The sequence below is a fragment of the Sulfurimicrobium lacus genome, assembly GCF_011764585.1.
Lineage (GTDB): Bacteria > Pseudomonadota > Gammaproteobacteria > Burkholderiales > Sulfuricellaceae > Sulfurimicrobium > Sulfurimicrobium lacus.
Genome location: NZ_AP022853.1, coordinates 2,192,054 through 2,210,165, shown reverse-complemented (window position 1 = coordinate 2,210,165; position 18,112 = coordinate 2,192,054). Strand labels below are relative to the sequence as shown.

15 protein-coding genes are annotated in these 18,112 nt (G+C 59.0%); 10 read left to right on the top strand and 5 right to left on the bottom strand.

The annotated features are described in order from the left end of the window. The first annotated feature begins 26 nt into the window (after positions 1-26). From dapC to SKTS_RS10880, 5 genes are all read left to right on the top strand, one after another. A complete protein-coding gene (gene dapC, locus SKTS_RS10900) occupies positions 27-1,223 on the top strand; it encodes a succinyldiaminopimelate transaminase (RefSeq protein ID WP_173064558.1) in 1,197 nt (398 codons plus the stop codon). Positions 1,224-1,238: 15 nt separating this feature from the next. Next, positions 1,239-2,060, top strand: coding sequence for a 2,3,4,5-tetrahydropyridine-2,6-dicarboxylate N-succinyltransferase (dapD, locus tag SKTS_RS10895; RefSeq protein ID WP_173064555.1), 822 nt, complete (start codon positions 1,239-1,241; stop codon positions 2,058-2,060). Between the two features lie 150 nt (positions 2,061-2,210). Further along, a complete protein-coding gene (locus tag SKTS_RS10890; RefSeq protein WP_173064552.1) occupies positions 2,211-2,453 on the top strand; it encodes a type II toxin-antitoxin system Phd/YefM family antitoxin in 243 nt (80 codons plus the stop codon). After that, positions 2,450-2,713, top strand: coding sequence for a Txe/YoeB family addiction module toxin (locus tag SKTS_RS10885; RefSeq protein WP_173064549.1), 264 nt, complete (start codon positions 2,450-2,452; stop codon positions 2,711-2,713). The genes SKTS_RS10890 and SKTS_RS10885 overlap by 4 nt, the downstream gene beginning before the upstream one ends. 56 nt (positions 2,714-2,769) lie before the next feature. Beyond that, a complete protein-coding gene (locus SKTS_RS10880) occupies positions 2,770-4,551 on the top strand; it encodes an N-acetylglutaminylglutamine amidotransferase (protein ID WP_173064546.1) in 1,782 nt (593 codons plus the stop codon). Positions 4,552-4,594: 43 nt separating this feature from the next. On the opposite strand, the gene SKTS_RS10875 is transcribed toward SKTS_RS10880, so the two are convergent. From SKTS_RS10875 to SKTS_RS10860, 4 genes are read right to left on the bottom strand one after another with little or no spacing between them, the layout of a single operon-like run. Beyond that, complete coding sequence (locus SKTS_RS10875; RefSeq protein WP_173064543.1) at positions 4,595-7,195, bottom strand: EAL domain-containing protein; 2,601 nt, start codon at positions 7,193-7,195, stop codon at positions 4,595-4,597. Further along, the gene (locus SKTS_RS10870; protein WP_173064540.1) at positions 7,192-10,242 is read right to left on the bottom strand and encodes a response regulator; all 3,051 of its coding nucleotides are present in this window, start codon (positions 10,240-10,242) and stop codon (positions 7,192-7,194) included. Before SKTS_RS10870 ends, SKTS_RS10875 begins: the two co-directional genes overlap by 4 nt. A 30-nt stretch (positions 10,243-10,272) precedes the next feature. Next, positions 10,273-11,115: a substrate-binding periplasmic protein gene (locus SKTS_RS10865; protein ID WP_198420346.1), complete on the bottom strand. Its 843-nt coding sequence runs from the start codon at positions 11,113-11,115 to the stop codon at positions 10,273-10,275. 53 nt (positions 11,116-11,168) lie between these two features. Continuing rightward, entirely contained in the window at positions 11,169-12,395 is a 1,227-nt protein-coding gene (locus SKTS_RS10860) for a carbohydrate porin (protein WP_173064537.1), read from the bottom strand. Between the two features lie 358 nt (positions 12,396-12,753). Here SKTS_RS10860 and SKTS_RS10855 point away from each other — a divergent pair, with 358 nt between their 5' ends. The 5 genes from SKTS_RS10855 to SKTS_RS10835 all read left to right on the top strand — a co-directional run bounded on the left by SKTS_RS10855 (position 12,754) and on the right by SKTS_RS10835 (position 17,717). Continuing rightward, positions 12,754-13,104, top strand: a complete 351-nt coding sequence (locus tag SKTS_RS10855) for an ArsC family reductase (protein WP_198420501.1) — start codon at positions 12,754-12,756, stop codon at positions 13,102-13,104. Then, positions 13,104-14,234 (top strand): succinyl-diaminopimelate desuccinylase, encoded by a 1,131-nt coding sequence (gene dapE, locus SKTS_RS10850; RefSeq protein WP_173064530.1) that lies wholly within the window; start codon positions 13,104-13,106, stop codon positions 14,232-14,234. The genes SKTS_RS10855 and dapE overlap by 1 nt, the downstream gene beginning before the upstream one ends. Beyond that, positions 14,234-14,434: a hypothetical protein gene (locus tag SKTS_RS10845; RefSeq protein WP_173058504.1), complete on the top strand. Its 201-nt coding sequence runs from the start codon at positions 14,234-14,236 to the stop codon at positions 14,432-14,434. Before dapE ends, SKTS_RS10845 begins: the two co-directional genes overlap by 1 nt. A gap of 74 nt (positions 14,435-14,508) precedes the next feature. Continuing rightward, positions 14,509-15,402: a 50S ribosomal protein L3 N(5)-glutamine methyltransferase gene (prmB, locus tag SKTS_RS10840; protein WP_173064527.1), complete on the top strand. Its 894-nt coding sequence runs from the start codon at positions 14,509-14,511 to the stop codon at positions 15,400-15,402. Positions 15,403-15,437: 35 nt separating this feature from the next. Then, positions 15,438-17,717, top strand: coding sequence for a putative bifunctional diguanylate cyclase/phosphodiesterase (locus tag SKTS_RS10835; RefSeq protein WP_173064524.1), 2,280 nt, complete (start codon positions 15,438-15,440; stop codon positions 17,715-17,717). Here SKTS_RS10835 and speD read toward each other — a convergent pair. Next, positions 17,696-18,070 carry an adenosylmethionine decarboxylase gene (speD, locus tag SKTS_RS10830; protein ID WP_173064521.1) on the bottom strand — a complete coding sequence of 125 codons (375 nt, stop codon included), beginning with the start codon at positions 18,068-18,070 and terminating at the stop codon, positions 17,696-17,698. The genes SKTS_RS10835 and speD overlap by 22 nt on opposite strands. Positions 18,071-18,112: the final 42 nt, after the last annotated feature.

Below are 18,112 nucleotides of genomic sequence, written 5' to 3'. Positions count from 1 at the left end.
TCATAATCTTAAATATAAGACATCAAGTGAACCCTAATCTCAATCACCTGCACTCCTACCCCTTCCAGAAGCTGCGCGAGCTGTTTCATGGCACGGCACCCAATCCAGACTACAGCCCCGTCAACCTTTCCATCGGTGAACCCAAGCACGCCACGCCTGCTTTTATCACCCAAACTTTGACAGCCAATCTGGCTGGACTGGCGAATTATCCCACAACCCAGGGCAGCGAAGCGTTGCGCCAGTCGATTGCCGACTGGGTGGCGCGGCGCTACCACGTACCGGCACCCGACATCAACAAGCAGATACTACCGGTCAACGGCAGCCGCGAGGCGCTGTTCGCTTTCGCCCAGGCGGTGATCGACACGACACGCACGCAGCCGGTAGTGATTTCGCCCAACCCGTTTTACCAGATTTATGAAGGTGCCGCCCTGTTGGCCGGTGCGACGCCGCACTACCTCAACACCCTGCCGGAAAACGGCTATAGCATGGAGTTCGACCGCGTTCCGGAAGGCATCTGGCAGCATACGCAGCTGGTATACGTGTGCTCACCCGGCAATCCCACCGGCAAGGTGATGGGTCTGGCAGAATGGAAGCACCTGTTCGAACTATCCGATCGCTACCGTTTCGTCATCGCTTCAGACGAATGTTATTCCGAAATCTATCCGGCCGAAGACAACCCGCCGCTCGGCGGACTGGAAGCCGCGCACCAGCTGGGCCGCCACGACTATCGCCGCATGGTGATGTTCAGCAGCCTGTCCAAGCGTTCCAACGTGCCCGGCATGCGCTCCGGTTTCGTTGCAGGCGACGCGGAAATCATCGAGAAGTTTCTGCTCTACCGCACCTACCACGGCTGCGCCATGAACCCTGCCGTACAGGCCGCCAGCGCGGCAGCATGGAACGACGAGGCGCACGTGGTGGAAAACCGGCGCCTGTATCGCGAGAAATTCGCCGCCGTCACCCCGATGCTGCAGGAAGTTCTGGCGGTCGAGCAACCGGACGCGGCATTCTATCTCTGGGCCAGGACGCCGATGTCCGACCGCGATTTCGCTTTGGGCTTGTACCGGGATTATAATGTCACGATTTTGCCGGGCAGTTTTCTCGCCCGCGAAGCGCGCAGCATCAACCCCGGAGAGGGGTTCGTGCGCATCGCCCTGGTCGCGCCGCTAGCCGAGTGCGTGGACGCAGCGCAAAGAATTCAGAAATTCATCAACAAAGCCAATTAGAACCCGGGATAAATCATGCAAGAATTGCAAAGCATCATCGAAGAAGCATTTGAACGCCGCGCCGAAATCACCCCGCGCAATGTCGAAACCAAGGTCAAGGACGCGGTCGACAGCGTGCTGGAAATGCTCGACAAGGGACAGCTGCGCGTGGCCTCCAAGGTGGAAGGCGCATGGGTTACCCACCAGTGGCTGAAAAAAGCCGTGCTGCTGTCCTTCCGCCTGGAAGACAACTTCTTTATCAAGGGTGGTTTCACCAACTACTTCGACAAAGTGCCGTCCAAGTTCGCCGACTACAACTCCAAGGACTTCCGCGAAGGCGGCTTCCGCGTCGTGCCGCCCGCCGCCGCGCGCAAGGGCTCCTTCATCGGCAAGAACGTGGTGCTGATGCCCTCCTACATCAACATCGGCGCCTACGTCGACGAAGGCACCATGGTCGACACCTGGGCTACCGTCGGTTCCTGCGCCCAGATCGGCAAGAACGTGCATCTCTCCGGCGGCGTCGGCATCGGCGGCGTGCTCGAACCGGTGCAGGCCAACCCCACCATCATCGGCGACAACTGCTTCATCGGCGCGCGCTCGGAAGTGGTGGAAGGCGTGATCGTTGAAGACAACAGCGTGATTTCCATGGGCGTCTACATCGGCCAGTCCACCAAGATCTACGACCGCGAAACCGGCGAAGTCACATACGGACGCATACCCGCGGGCTCGGTGGTGGTGTCCGGCAATCTGCCGTCCAAGGACGGCAGCTACAGCCTGTACTGCGCGGTGATCGTCAAGAAAGTCGACGAAAAGACCCGCTCCAAGGTCGGCATCAACGAACTGTTGCGCGGGATTTAACAGCTTGATGTAGGGTGCAATAACCAAACGGGCAACGCGCCAATATGTCATCCGGTGCAATGCCCGTTGGTTATTGCACCCTACGATCCTCCCGCATTGACATTCGTACGCAAAGGCGTACGCTTATGTTTTGACATGAGGAGATTAGTCATGACGACCATCACGGCAAGCGAAGCGCGCTCAAAGCTCTATCGCCTCATGGATGATGCGGCTTCGTCTCATGAGCCCATCCTGATTACCGGTAAGCGGGCAAATGCCGTTCTGCTTTCGGAACAGGATTGGGCTTCGATCCAGGAATCGCTATTTCTGCTGTCGGTTCCCGGCATGAGGGAATCCATTGTCGAGGGGCTTAAAACCTCGCTTGACGAGTGCACCCGGGAGCTTGATTGGTGACGTGGCAACTTGTCTATACCAAGCAAGCGCAAAACGATGCAAAGAAGCTTGCAGCCGCTGGCCTCAAGCAGAAAGCGCAGGAGTTGTTGGCCATTCTGGTTGCCAACCCCTTTCAGAACCCTCCGCCATTCGAGAAACTGGTTGGAGACCTTAACGGTGCATACTCGCGGCGTATCAACATTCAGCACCGTCTGGTTTACCAGGTTCTCGACGAAGAGCATGTCGTCAAGGTGCTCCGCTTGTGGAGCCACTACGAATGAACCATAAACTTGATGAACGCTAGGCGCCACGTACAAGCCACCCAGGAAAAATAACCATGTGCGGAATCTGCGGTGAACTGCGCCTCGACGGCGCGCCTTCCGACATCGCCGTCATCCGGCGGATGGCGGACAAGCTTGCACGGCGCGGGCCGGACCACGAGGGCATCATTACCGATGGCCTGCTGGGTTTCGGGCATCGCCGTCTCGCCATCATCGATCTGTCCGATCACGCCAACCAGCCGATGGTCGACAAGGTCCTCAAGCTTGCCCTCGTATTCAATGGAACAATCTATAATTACAAAGCGTTAAGAGCGGAACTTGTCGGGCTGGGTTACGAGTTCTTCTCGGACGGCGACAGCGAAGTCATCATCAAGGCCTACCATGCCTGGGGCGAGAAATGCGTGGAGCGTTTCTATGGCATGTTCGCCTTCGCGATCTGGGACATGCGCCACCTCACGCTGTTCATGGCGCGCGACCGCTTCGGCATCAAGCCGCTCTATTATTCGCTGCAAAGCAACACCCTGCGCTTTGCCTCCAGCACGCAGGCGCTGCTCGCGGGCGGCGGCGTGGACACTTCGCTCGACCCGATCGCATTGCACCATCATTTCACGCTCCATGCCGTGGTGCCGGCGCCGCGCACCATTCTCAACGGCGTCAGAAAGCTGCCGCCGGCCACCACGCTGAGCATCAACAGCGAAGGCAAGACGACGCTGCGGACCTACTGGACACTCGACGCCACGCGGCCGCAACGCACCCTGTCCGAACGTGACTGGCTCGATGCCACCCGCCACGTGCTGGCGCGCGCGGTGGAGCGTCATCGCCTGGCCTCGGACGTGCCGGTGGGCGTGCTGCTCTCCGGCGGGCTGGATTCGAGCCTGCTGGTGGGCTTGCTGGCCGATCATGTCGAGCATCTGCTGACCTTCTCGGTGGGCTTCGAGGATGTCGGCGAAGGCGCCGAAAAAGCCGACGAGTTCGAGTTTTCCGACATGGTGGCGTCCCATTTCAAGACGCGCCACCATAAATTCCTCATTCCCAACTCGGAGGTGTTGCGCCGCCTGCCCGAGGCAGTGACCAACATGGCTGAACCGATGGTCGGCCAGGACGCCGTGGCTTTTTACCTGCTCGGCGAGCAGGTGTCGCAGGAAGTGAAGGTGGTGCTGTCCGGCCAGGGCGCCGACGAAGTGTTCGGCGGCTACTTCTGGTATCCGCGCATGCAGGCCGCCAGCGGCACCCCGCTGCAGCGTTTTGCGCCGCATTATTTCGACCGCAGCCATGCCGAATACCTGGAAATGATAGCGGAACGCTACCACGGACCGGATGCCACTTCCGAACTGGTGGCGCGCGAACTCGCCCGGCCCGGGGCCGATACCTTCCTCGACCAGGTGCTGCGTTTCGACGCCACCACGCTGATCGTCGACGACCCGGTCAAGCGCGTGGACAACATGACCATGGCGTGGGGGCTGGAAGCCCGCGTGCCGTTCCTCGACCACGAGGTGGTCGAACTAGCCGCCAGGATGCCGCCCGAGCTCAAGCTCCGGCACGAAGGCAAGTTCCCGCTCAAGGCCATGTCGCGCAGCCTTCTGCCCGACGCCGTGATCGACCGCCCCAAGGGCTACTTCCCGCTGCCCGCCCTGAAGCACGTGCGCGGCGCGTTCCTCGATTTCATGCGCGACATCCTGCTGTCCGATGCGTGCATCAAGCGCGGCCTGTACAACCGTCCCTACGTGAACAAGCTGCTGGCACAGCCGGAAGCCTATTTCACCCCGCTCCAGGGCAGCAAGCTGTGGCATCTGGCGCTGCTGGAACTATGGCTGCAACTCAATATAGATACCTTATGAAACTCTACGGCATCCCCAACTGCAAGTAGTTGCAAATATAGCCTCAAGATGGGTCGGTCGATTCACTGTAATGGCGGAAAGCATCGCGAACGGTATGGACCAGTTCGGCATCGTCCCAGGGCTTGGTGAGGAATTTATAGATTTCCCCACGATTGATCGCTTCGGCCAGACTATCCAAGGCCGTGTAGCCTGAGAGCACCATGCGCACTGTCTTGGGGTGCATGCTGCGGGCACGGGCGAGCAATTCCGTGCCGCTCATGCCAGGCATGCGCTGGTCGATGATGATCACACCGACCTGGTGTTCGGCCAGTTGCGCCAGCGCTTCTTCGCAACTGGAGGCGGTCAGGATGCGATAGTTCTCGCGCCGCAAAAGCCGCGAGAGGGAGGCAAGGATGCCAGGCTCGTCGTCCACCAGCAACAGCGTGGACATCGCTTCGTTATCAACGGGTATTCGCGTCGGCTGGAAAGATGCCAAGAAGCGCGTCGTTTCTTCGGCAGGCATCGGTCGACTGATCAGGTATCCCTGCATGACATCGCAACGCAGCGAACGCAGGTAGCGCGCCTGCCCCGCATCTTCCACGCCTTCGGCGATGACTTCAAGCCCTAGGCTGTGGCCCAGCGCGATGACCGCCTTGACGATGGAGGCACTGCCCATGTTCGTGGTCATATTGCGGACGAAGGAGATATCCACCTTCAGCTTGTCCACCTCAAGCTGCTGCAGATAGCCCAGGGAGGAATAGCCGGTACCGAAATCATCGATCGACAGGCGTATGCCGAGCGCCTTTAGTTCCGCCAGTGCTTTGAAGGACTGGTCCCGGTCCACTATTACGAAGCTTTCGGTAATCTCGAGTTCCAGCTGTTGTGGCGCGATGCCGGTTTCCGCCAGGACTTCCTTGATCGATTCGACCAGGTGCCCCCGACTCAACTGCACGGCGGAAATATTCACTGCCGTTTGGCGGGGCGCCAGTCCGCTCTCCGTCCACTGCTTGATTTGCCTGCAGGTTTCGCGCAGCACCCAGTCACCCAAGGGCACGACCAGCCCGCTTTCCTCTGCCAAAGGTATGAATTCACCGGGCGGAACCAGCCCGCGCTCCGGGTGCTGCCAGCGCACCAGTGCCTCGAGACCGATGATTTCGCCGCTGATCAAATCCACCTGCGGCTGGTAATAGACGTGCAGCTCACTGCGTTCCAGCGCTTGGCGAAGTTCCGCCTCAAGCGTCAGTCGATGTTTCGCCCGCAGGCCCATCTCCGGCGAGAAAAAGCGCAGGATACCGCGGCCTTGCGTCTTGGCTTGGTGCAACGCCGTATCGGCGTTGCTTTGCAAGGTTTCCGCATTGGCACCATCAGATGGATAGAGGGCAATGCCGATGCTGGCACCGACATAAATGCTGTGGCTATTGAGTACGAAGGGGGCCGCCAGGGCATCGATCATGCGCTGCGCCAGTAGATCGATCCACGGCATGCCCTCCGTACGATCCAGAATGATATTGAATTCGTCTCCTGCGATACGGGCAATCAGATCGCTTTCCGGCAATAGTTTTTGCAACCGTCTGCCCACTTCGATCAATAGCTGGTCACCCAGGCTGTGGCCGAGGCTTTCGTTGATTGTCGCGAAGTTGTCGAGATCGATATTGAGCAGGGCGAATTGGCTTTGATTGTGCTCGGCGTGCAGAATCGCGTGTTCCAGCAGTTCAGCGAAAAGGACCCGATTGGGCAGGCCGGTGAGCGGATCGCGATGGGCAAGGGTGCGGTATTTATCTTCGCTGACCTGCAACAAGGCGGTGCGCTGCGCGACTAGATCTTCAAGAAACAACCGCAGGCGCGCGAGTTCCAGGTGCGTGCGAATACGCGCCCGTACTTCGTCGATATCGAAGGGTTTGGTAATGTAGTCGGCGGCACCCAGTTCGAAGCCCCTTACCTTTTCCTCGGTGGCGTCGACAACAGTGACAAAGATGACAGGTATGCGACTCCCCTGCGGCAACGCCTTGATGCGACGGCATATTTCGTAGCCATCCATTTCCGGCATCATGATGTCGAGCAGAACGAGATCCGGCAGTACGGCGCCCTGCAAAACCTCTAGCGCCTTGGCTCCAGTGCTGGCGACCATGATGCGGTACTCGCCCTTGAGCGCTTCAAGCAACTCATGGATATTTTCCGGAATATCGTCCACCACTAGCAGCGAGGGGGGGTGTGACGGATCGGCATGTGCCGCGATATCGAACATCACGGGGTGCATGCGGTAGCGCTTCAATTCGAGTTGGTTGCGCACCCTTGCCTTGAGCAGATCTGGATTGACCGGCTTGGCAATGTAGTCGACGGCACCCAGCGCCAGGCCTTGCGCCTCGTCTGCTGCCTCGGACAAGGCGGTGATGAAGATGACCGGGATTTCAGCCGTGGCAGCATCGATCTTGAGTGCCGACAGTACCGAATAACCATCCATCCCGGGCATCTTGATATCGAGCAGAATCAGGTCGGGCCGCGGCAGGCGCCGTGCCAACTCAAGCGCCTTCTCGCCGCTGGTGGCGGCGGAGATCGCATAGTCGTCGCGCAGGATGTTCATCAGCGCGTGCAGGTTCTCATGCACGTCGTCGACGATCAGGAGACGGGGACGCTCGTCCGTCGATCCATTGGCATGTTCGTTCATGACTTCTGCTCCTGTTGTAGCGCTTCCAGTTTCTTCACCTTCGCCCGCGCCGCGTCTATATCAAAGATATCAGCCAGGGCGGCAATAGCAACAATTTCAGCTTCAAGCGGGGTTCCGGCCACACCGGCACGCAACTCCGCGAGCAAGGCTTCGACAGCCCCCAGATCAAATTCCAGCGCATTTTCCAGCCCGACCAGCAAAATCTGCATTGCCTCAGGCGCCATCGGCTCGGCACCGTGTGACGGCACCGGCAGCGGGAGACTGCTCAACCCGGCGATCTCGCCCATCGTCCGCTGCAACAGTGCATCCGCTTCATCAAAGGTCGCACCATCGGGTGTATCGCCCTTCCTGAGCTGCGCGTCGATGGCCCCCAGCATTTCATACAGCGCATGCGCGCCGATGTTACCGGTCAGGCCTTTCAGGGCATGGCAATATTCTTCGGCCTGCACCTGGCTCCCCTCGGCGGCCAGACGCCGCAACTTGGCGATGGCATCGGGATAGTTTTCGCGGAAACGGCGCAACTGCTTGCGATAGGCTTCGGCCTTGCCGCCGATGCGGCGGACACCTTCACGCGTATCGAGACTGGTCATCGCCAGCAGGTCGGCCGGCAGTTCGCCTACTGGCGGCGCACTCACCATGGCCTTCGACCGGCCGGCGCGGTCGGCCGGCAGCTTCACCCACTTGGCCAGGGACGCCATCAGGCGATCCGGCGCGATCGGCTTGGTGATATGGTCGTTCATGCCAGCCGCTTCGCTCTTTTCGGCATCGTGGGCCATGGCCAGGGCGGTCATGGCGATGATCGGCAGGCTGGCAAAGCGTTCGCCTCCGGGAGCATCGGCCAGCGCTCGAATGTGCCGCGCCGCGTCAAGGCCATCCATCACTGGCATCTGAATATCCATCAGCACCCCATCGTAGTCGCGGGCTTGTACCTTCTCGACAGCCTCCAGGCCATTGACCGCCTCGTCGATCTCGATGCCTTCGCTAAGCAGCAGTTCAGTGGCGAATTCGCGGTTGATGTCATTGTCTTCGACCAGCAGCAGCCGGGCGCCGGCCAGTTGACCGCTCGCCGGGAGCTCCTCCGGTGTGAGCGCACGGCGCTTGTCGTCTTCCTCGAAGATACGTCCCCGTCCCAGCACCGTCAGCGCCGTATCGAGCAGAACCGAGGGCGACACCGGCTTGATCAGGATGCCATCGACGCCCGCCTGTTCGGCCAGGCGAAGCACGTCCTCGCGGCCATAGGCGGTAACGATGACAATCTTCGGCTGAACAGGGAGCGAGGCATCGCGATGGATGCGCTGCACCGCTTCGTCGCCATTCATGCCGGGCATCCGCCAGTCCATCAAGACCAGATCGTAGGGGCTGGCGGCGGCAGCCCGGAGTGCCTCGATGGCGGCCTGGCCGCTCGGCGCGGTGCCGACATCGAGCCGGAAGAAGCGCAGTATCTCAGCCAGAATTTCACGGGAAACCTCGTTGTCGTCCACCACCAGCACGCGAATGCCCTTGAGCAGCGGCCCCGCCTGCTCGACCAGCTCCCGCTGGCGAGCCTGCGCCCGCTGGGCGATTTGCAGACAAACCGTGAAGCAGATCGTCGTCCCCTTGCCCGGCTGCGAATCCTCGACCCAGATGCGGCCCCCCATCAGTTCGGCGAGGTTCTTGCTGATCGCCAGGCCCAGTCCGGTGCCGCCGAAACGCCGGGTCGTACTCTGGTCAGCCTGGGTAAATTTCTCGAACAGCTTTTGCTGTACCTCGGGGGACATGCCTATGCCGGAATCGCGGATGGAAACCTGCATGGTGATGTCGGTCTCGCTGGCATTGAGGCAGCGGAAAGCCAGTTCGATCTCACCCTGTTCGGTGAACTTCACCGCGTTGCTGCACAGATTGATCAAAATCTGCCCCAGGCGTAGCGGGTCGCCGATCATCCGCACCGGGATGGCCGGGTCGTAGCGGATAAGGAACTCGATGCCCTTGTGCTCGGCCAGGTAGCCGACGGCATCAGTCAAGCGCTCCAGTACCGTATCGAGCCCGAATTCGACCTGTTCGATGTCGAGCTTGCCCGCCTCGATTTTCGAGAAATCAAGAATATCGTTGATGATGCCAAGCAGCGAATGGGCCGCACCCTGTGCTTTGGTGAGCTGATTGTGCAAGGCTGGCGGTAGGTCGCCCTTCAAGGCCAGATAGAGCATGCCGAGAATGGCATTCATCGGCGTGCGGATCTCGTGACTCATGTTGGCCAGAAAATCCGACTTGGCGCGCGTCGCTTCTTCAGCCATTTCCTTGGCTTGCAAGAGCTCCTGGGTGCGTGACGCCACCATCCTTTCAAGGTTGTGGTTCAGTTCGTTCAGCGCCTGCAGCGAATCGAAGTTTCGCCGCAGGCTTTCGTTGAACGCTTCGACCAGCTCACCCAGCTCATCCTGATACGGGTATTCGATCTTCTCGACCGGGGCATCGTTGGGCTGGAAGCGCCAGCTCGTCACCGAAGCGGCAACGCGCGTCACACTATTGGAGAGGCGGTAACCGATGGTCCATAAAAAGAGCAGCCAGAGAGCCGTGGTGATGACGATCGAATTGAGTATCACAACCAGAGCGCTATATTTGGTTCGATCCCAAACCACGTGGCGATTCGAGTACATTTTCAACTGGCCGATCAGAAAGCTTTCACCACGCGGCGACTGGTAGGTGAGCGGCAATACGCTTTGCTTGAAGCGGCTCAGGAAACCGCCCCCGACCTCGTCAGGCGCCGCGGGAAGTTCGCCATTCCTGAGCAGGACTTCGCCGGTGGCGGATTCGATCTGGAGACCGGTGACAATTGCATTTTTCCGCACGCCCTGCACGATCGACTGCAATTTCGGGGTATCCAGCTCCCACACGGCATTGGTGACGCTGGGCGCAACCGTCTGGCTCAGTGAGGCCAGGTCGCTGTCGATATTCCGACTGACGCTGGCGTACTGGATGGCGAGTTCCGCCACGGTCATGATCAGGGCGATCAACAGATACCACGGAAACATCGTGTACAGCAGCCGACGAGAGAGCGTCTGCGTGGCAAACATCAGCTTTCCTCCGGGGTGAGGGAAATCATCCTATCGCCACCACCAGCGGGTGTCAGGTTCCGCCGTTCCCGTCGGCAGGATGGGGTTGCTCAGGCGAATGACCAGGCGCTTCTCGCCGGCCAGCATTTCAATCTCCGCCGCGTGATAGGTTTCGAAGAGCTTGCGAAATGATCCGTCGGCTAGCGACAGCTTCAGTCCGCGCTCGATCCGTTGCGCCAGTGCCGTGTTCGTCTTGCTGACCCAGAAATAAACCGGATAGGGGAAATACAGCGCCTTGGTTTTTTCTACCGCCAGTTGCGGGTAAATCTGCTTGCGTTGATCGAGTTCGCGACGGGCTTCGTTCAGACCCCGTGGAAACGCATCAAAGCGGCCGGAGGCCAGCATGCCGAAGAGGTTTTCATAGCTGGTCGAAGTCAGTACCGTGAAACCGTTGCCTTGCAGTATGGGCAGGTCAGCCCACTGGCTGTTGAGGCCGAAGGTCAGTTGCTGTCGTATCGCCGCTTCATCCATGCGCGCAATGCGCGCCTGATCTGCGGCGCGAATGACCAATAGCCGGAAGCCGATGATGCCACGCAGGATATCGATCTTGATCGGCAGCATCCGCGACTCGCGCTCGACATTGGTGCCCAGTGCGATGACGTCGAGCTCACCCGATTGCAGCAGGGACATGCCGCGATTCTGGGTTATATCTTCCGCGTAGGGCACCAGCTGGAAGGGCTCGTCGCCTTCCTTCTGCGTATGCGACAAGGCCAGTTCAAGCAACTTCCAGCGATATTCATAAATCGGGCCGACCGGGAAATACCTTATCGCTTCTCCACCAGCCGAGGCCAGTGGGGCAAAGCCGCACAACAGCCCGACCACGACGGCGATCATGACTGTGTGCCAGGCACCTCGACTTGAACGTTCATGCAAATTCATGGGCATATTCACCACCAGCTTTCCAACTGCAGACCAAATAAGGTGGTGCCATTGCGACCCGCCAGCGTGCTGCGGGCAGCCGCAGCGGCATCATTCCAGTTGAGTCGTGTCCAGTACACCCGCAACTCGGGGCGCGACAAATAGCCAGGGCGCGGCCCCAGCCCGAGGCCGATGGTCAGCTTGTCCAGACGCTGGGTCTCGCCTCCTGAATTTACCCGGGTAGTCAATGCCACATCGGAAAGCAGGCGAACGTAATCGGTGAAATCATAGGAAATTCGCGCCCCCAGCGAAGTCCCCAGCGAGGATGGACCGGCTTGTTCCTTGCGGTCGTATTCGACTTCGGCCATGGCCTGGCCGCCAAACCGCCCCCGCTGCCAAATCAGGGAATCGATCAGGCGCAGTGCCCGTGTTCCAGTGGCTGCATTGAGGTCGCCATTGAGGCTGCCAGGTGCGGCGAAACCTGTATTCAGTGCACCGTAGCCATTGCTGCCCTGTAGCCACAGGGAATTGTTCAATCCCGACAGCAAAAAATCAGTCTGGTCATGCTTGATGGTCAGCGCGGCTCCCTGATTGCCACCCTTGAAATGGCCCGAGTAGAAGGCAGCAAGAATTCGCAGTTTGCCCCCCGGATTGACCGGCAGGTCGTAAAGGTCGGCACTCAGGCGGGTGGAATTCTGGTTATTGTCGGTGGGCTCCTTGACCTGATCGCTGCGAAACACATGCAGCCCCAGCTTGCCCTGCCCCAGCGGCATGTCGAAAACGCCTGCACCCCTCTCCTGGCGAGCGCCGGCGAGATAGATGAAAAAGGTATCGACGGCATGGACATCGTCGCGCAGCAGCCGCCGACCTGCCCAGAATTTGGCCTGCGGCATGAAAGCATAGCCGCCGGTCTCGATATAGGCTTCCTTGGTTACATACGTACCGGCGTCACTCACGCCGCCATCCGGGTTGTTGTATGAAGGGCGAAAACCCAGGGACCACTGGGGACCGTCGCCCACATTGAAAGTCTGGCGTATGCGGATATTGGCATCGAGGTCACCTTCGTTTCCCAAGCGCCACATATCGCCATCCATGCCAAGAGAATAGTGCCCGCGGGGCTGGCTGCCGGACTGGGTATCGGTAGGCCCGACACGGATATAACCGGCGACATCGAGTCCGTTACCCATATCGGTCGACAGTGCATCCAAAGACATCAAGGCAGCGGCAAAACCCCATGGCAACGGATTCAATTTCATTGATTTCCATATTCCCATATTTCCATGAAAGCCAGTCAGGCACCATGCCAATACAATAAATGTACTCTACTCCAAAGTCTGCACTGGTACCATGTGACTTTGCAACTGCAATATCATAAGAATGACTGATTGTTTATAGAATATTGGGTATCCAGTCTTACCGAAAAAAGTCACGGAATGCTTGAACTCTATGATTGATTCGTTGCGGATCTGAGCGTAATTTACTCCCGCTCTTGACTCAGTTGCAGACGTACGCCATCGTGGGCAGATGACAAGCAACACGCGGAAATACTAGCCACAATTCGACCATTTTTCAGAGAAAATTCCAGGACATCGACGCCACTGATAAAATATGCGCATGAAACTCTATGGCATACCTAACTGCAACACTGTCAAAAAGGCCCGCACCTGGCTGTCCGAACATGGCATTGACCTGCCCTTCCACGATTTCAAAAAGCAGGGCATCAGCGAGGAACTGCTGAAATCCTGGCTGAAGGAGGTCGGCCGGGACAAGCTGGTCAACCGCCAGGGCACCACCTGGCGCCAGCTTACCGACGATGCCAAGGCGGCCGTCGGCGACGATGCCGGCGCGATCCGGCTGATGCTGGAAAAGCCCAGCGTGATCAAGCGGCCGGTGCTGGAAAAAGACGGCAAGATCACCCTCGGATTCGACGAGGCTGTTTACCAATCGCTATTCGGGATCAAGTAATGAACAACAACACGCTGGATCTGGCCAAGGCCCTCATCGCGCGACGCTCGCTCACGCCGGACGATGCAGGTTGCCAGGAAATCCTGATCGAACGCCTGGAAAAGATCGGCTTCAAGATCGAGAAAATGCGCTTCGGCAACGTGGACAACTTCTGGGCCCGGCGCGGCAGCGCTGCGCCGCTGGTATGTTTTGCCGGCCATACCGACGTGGTGCCGAGCGGCCCGGTGGAAAACTGGCACAGCGACCCGTTCGTGCCCACCATACGCGACGGCATGCTGTTCGGGCGCGGCGCGGCGGACATGAAGACCTCGCTCGCCGCCTTCATCACCGCGATCGAGGCCTTCGTCGCAGAGCACCCCGCTCATGGCGGCTCCATCGCCCTGCTCATCACTTCGGACGAAGAAGGGGTGGCGGTCGACGGCACAGTCAAAGTGGTCGAAGCACTGCAGGCACGCGGCGAAAAGATGGACTACTGCATCGTCGGGGAACCCACCTGCGTCACCAAGCTAGGCGATACACTAAAGAACGGGCGGCGCGGCTCCCTTTCCGGCAAGCTGACGGTCAAGGGCGTTCAAGGCCACATCGCCTACCCGCATCTGGCAAAAAACCCCATTCACCTTGCTGCCCCCGCCATCGCCGAACTGGCGACGACGCAATGGGATACCGGCAATGAATATTTCCCGCCCACCACCTGGCAGATTTCCAACATTCACGGCGGTACCGGCGCGAGCAACGTGATTCCTGGCACGGTGGAAATACTCTTCAACTTCCGCTTTTCTACCGCCAGCACGGTGGATGGCCTGAAAGCCAAAGTGCACGCCATTCTGGACAAGCATTGCCTGGAATACGATCTGCTGTGGGAGCTTTCCGGCAAGCCGTTTCTCACGCCCAAAGGCGATCTGGTGGACGCGATTGCATCAGCCATCAGGCAGGTAACCGGACTGGAGACCGAGCTTTCCACCTCCGGCGGCACGTCGGACGGGCGCTTCATCGCCGACCTCTGCCCGCAGGTGGTCGAACTGGGCCCCAACAACGCCACCATCCACAAGCTCAACGAGTGCGTGGCACTTGCCGACATCGAGCCGCTCAAGGAAATCTACCGGCTCACGCTGGTGAATCTGCTGCCCTGATGTCGCTCTCATTCATCCTCTTCGTCGCGGCCCTGGGCGGCCTGATCGTGTTCCTGTTCATCCGGGCGGGAAAATATCGCGGGAAAGACTCCGGCGGAGGAGACACGTCGGGCACCGGTTTCAGTTTTGATTCGGACAGCCATTGCGGGGACTCCGGCGGAGGAGACTGCGGCGGGGATGGCGGCGGTGGCGGAGATTGACGATTAGAGTAGCCCACTGATAGCTGATTGCTGATAACTGATAGCTAAAAAACTGATTACTCATAAGGAATACCATGTTCGACCAGGCAAAAACCCAGTTTTCCACCGTGCGCGACCTGTTGCGCTTCGCAGTCAGCCGCTTCAACGAAGCCAACCTGTTTTTCGGCCATGGCACGCAGAACGCCTATGACGAAGCGGCTTACCTCATTCTGCACAGCCTGCATCTGCCGCTCGACACGCTCGAGCCTTTTCTTGACGCAAGACTGACCAGGGACGAACTCGAAGGCGTGCTGCATATTCTGGAGCGGCGTGTCAACGAGCGTCTCCCCTCCGCCTACCTCACGCACGAAGCCTGGCTGGGCGATTTCCGCTTTTACGTGGACGAGCGGGTGATCGTGCCGCGCTCCTTCATTGCCGAACTGTTAAGGGAGCAACTGTCGCCCTGGGTGGAAGATCCGGAACTCGTCACCTCCGCGCTGGATCTGTGCACCGGCTCGGGTTGCCTGGCGATTCTCATGGCGCATGCCTTCCCCAACGCGGAAATCGACGCCGCAGACCTGTCCCCGGATGCACTCGAGGTCGCCAAACGCAATGTCGCGGATTACGCCCTGGAAGACCAGATTCACCTGGTGCAGTCCGATCTGTTTAGCGCATTGGAGGGACAGACCTACGACGTGATCATCAGCAATCCGCCATACGTCAACGCCCCGTCGGTGCAGGCGCTGCCTGCGGAGTACCTGCATGAGCCGGAATTGGCTCTCGGCAGCGGGGAAGACGGCCTGGACGCCACCCGGATTATCTTGCGGGAAGCGCCCAAGCACATGAATCCCGATGGAATATTAGTGGTCGAAATCGGCTACAATCGGGATGTTCTTGAAGCGGCGTTCCCGGAACTACCATTCACCTGGCTCGAAACCAGTGCCGGGGATGGATTCGTCTTTCTGCTCAAGCGCGAACAAATCACATGAGCCACAAGCAACATCTCTCCGAAAGATAAAGCTTTATGAAATCCTCTGGCGTCGCTTCCACCGTATCCTGGATGGCCGCCCTGGTCGGAGGATTGGTGACGGCGCTGCTGCCGGCTTCCTACTGGTGGCTGACCTACCAGTATCAACTGGGCGAAATGACGAATGAGGCCATTATCAATGCCAGCCAGGTGGCAGCGCTTGTCCGTCAAAGCCGGAGCGTGCTGGACGCCGATAAATCTCGCCTTGCCGAACTGATAAGCAAGGACCTGACACTGACCGAATTGCCCGAGGCTCGCTATGTCCGCGACCTTAACGGCAGGGTTTTGGCCGGAAATCAGGGCAAGCTCGAACAACCGATTCTTTCTGCATCCGAACCTGTTTACGCTTCCGGCCGCAAGGTTGGGGAAGTGGTCATTACTCGTTCCTTGCTGCCTGTGGCATATCGGACCGGCATAGCCGCCCTGCTGGGACTGGCCATAGGCATGAGCATTTTCATCATCATGCGCGTCATCCCGCTACGCGCGCTCGAACGCGCTCTGGCTTCCCTGCATCACGAGAAGGAGCGGTTACGCATCGTCGTGGATTACGCTCTCGACCCCATCATCACCTTGAGCCACGACGGCATGGTCGAGTCCTTTAACCCGGCTGCGGAAAAGAGCTTCGGTTATCGCGCCAAGCAGGTCATCGGCAAACATATTGAAACGCTGATGCCCGGTTTCGAGCCGGGTCAAAGCATTCTTTCCCAGGGAAAAGCGCAAAGCGGTGAAACTGTTGAGGGAGTAGCCAGACGTCGCGACCGCTCGCTGTTTCCTGTGGAATACGCGCTCAGCAGCACCTCGGACTCAGCCGATGGAACCCTGGTGTGCATTCTGCGCGACATTTCCGAACGTAAAGAAGCGCAACAGTCTTTGGCCTTCATGGCAAATTATGACAGCCTGACCCAGTTGCCCAACCGCACCCTGTTCCGGGACCGGCTGATTCATGCACTAGCCAGGGCAAGACGGCATGACAAGTTGGCGGCGCTGATGTTTCTCGATCTTGACCGCTTCAAACTGGTCAACGACAGTCTGGGCCATGCGATCGGGGACAAACTGCTGCAAGGCGTTGCAGAGCGACTGACCCTGACGCTGCGCGAAGCAGATACAGTGAGCCGCTACAACGCCAACACTAAGGAAGTCAGACAGGAAGAAACGGGCGGCGCCCTTATATCGCGCCTTGGCGGCGACGAGTTCACCGTAATCCTGGAAGGCCTCAAACACGTCAACGATGCCGCAAGTGCCGCGCAAAAAATCATCGATGCCCTCACTGCCCCCTTCGACATCGATGGCCACGCTGTCTATATCAGCACCAGCATCGGCATCTCCCTGTTTCCCCTCGACGACAGCAACATCGACACCCTGCTCAAACAGGCCGACATGGCGATGTACTACTCCAAAGAGTCCGGGCGTAATAACTACCACTTCTATGGCGAACAGATGAACCACTTCGTTCATCAGCGTGTGGCATTGGAGTCGAGCCTGCGCGCCGCACTCGAAAACAAGGAACTCTTCCTTTGCTATCAACCCACGATCAACGCCGATTCCGGTCGATTGATCGGCGTCGAGGCATTGTTGCGCTGGACCAACCCAGGTCTCGGCAAAGTACCTCCCGAGCAGTTCATTCCAGTGCTGGAAGAGATGGGCCTGATGCCCGAAATCGGCGAATGGGTGCTGCTCACGGCGTGCCGGCAGGTCCGGGCGTGGCAGCAAGCGGGGCTGGCGCCCTTGCGCTTGGCGGTCAATCTTTCTGCGCGCCAGTTCAAGCAAGGCGATATCGTCGAACACATCGGCAAACTGCTTCGTGAAACCGGTATCGCCCCGCGTATGCTTGAGTTGGAAATGACCGAAGGCATGCTCATGGAGCACACCGAATCCAGTGGCGCAACGCTCAACGCGCTAGCGGCGCTGGGGGTCAGGATTTCGATCGACAACTTCGGCACAGGATACTCGTCGCTCCCCTATCTCAAGCGTTTTCCGATCGACACACTCAAGATTGACCGTTCACTGGTCCGCGGCATCAGCACCAACAACAACGACGCGGAGATCGTCCACGCCATCATCGCACTCGCGCGCTCCCTGAAAATCAGAGTAATCGCCGTCGGGGTGGAAACCGAAGAGCAGAAAGCCACGCTGAAACGACAGGGTTGCGGACAGATACAGGGTTACCTGCTTTCACCGCCATTGCCGGCAGAGGAATGCGAACGCTGGTTGCGCGCCCGGTCAAGCGCAGAGTGGGTCAGGACATTGCCGCAGAATCAGAATCTTTCCACCGCATAATAACGTTTTTCTTCCGGCTCGAACGCTGCCACCAGCGCATCGAAAAGCTGGTGAGCCTTGGCCCGGTTGTCGCAGTTCATGTTGCAGACGAACACGTCCAGGGTGACGAAACGCTTTTCCGGCCAGGTATGCACGGCAAGATGGGATTCGGCCAGGATGACCACGCCGGTCACGCCGCCTGAGCTGCCGAACTGGTGAAACCGATCTCCCACCGCGGTCAAGCCGGCCATCTCGACCAGCGCGACGCAATGGCTGCGCAACGCATCCACGTCGAGCAGCAGCCTGTCCTCGCCGCCGCAGCCATAAAGATTGCCCATCAGATGCAGGCCGTCGATGCCGTCTATCGGTTTCATGGTTGGATTATAGCTTCGCTTTGTAGGTAGAATAAGCAAATT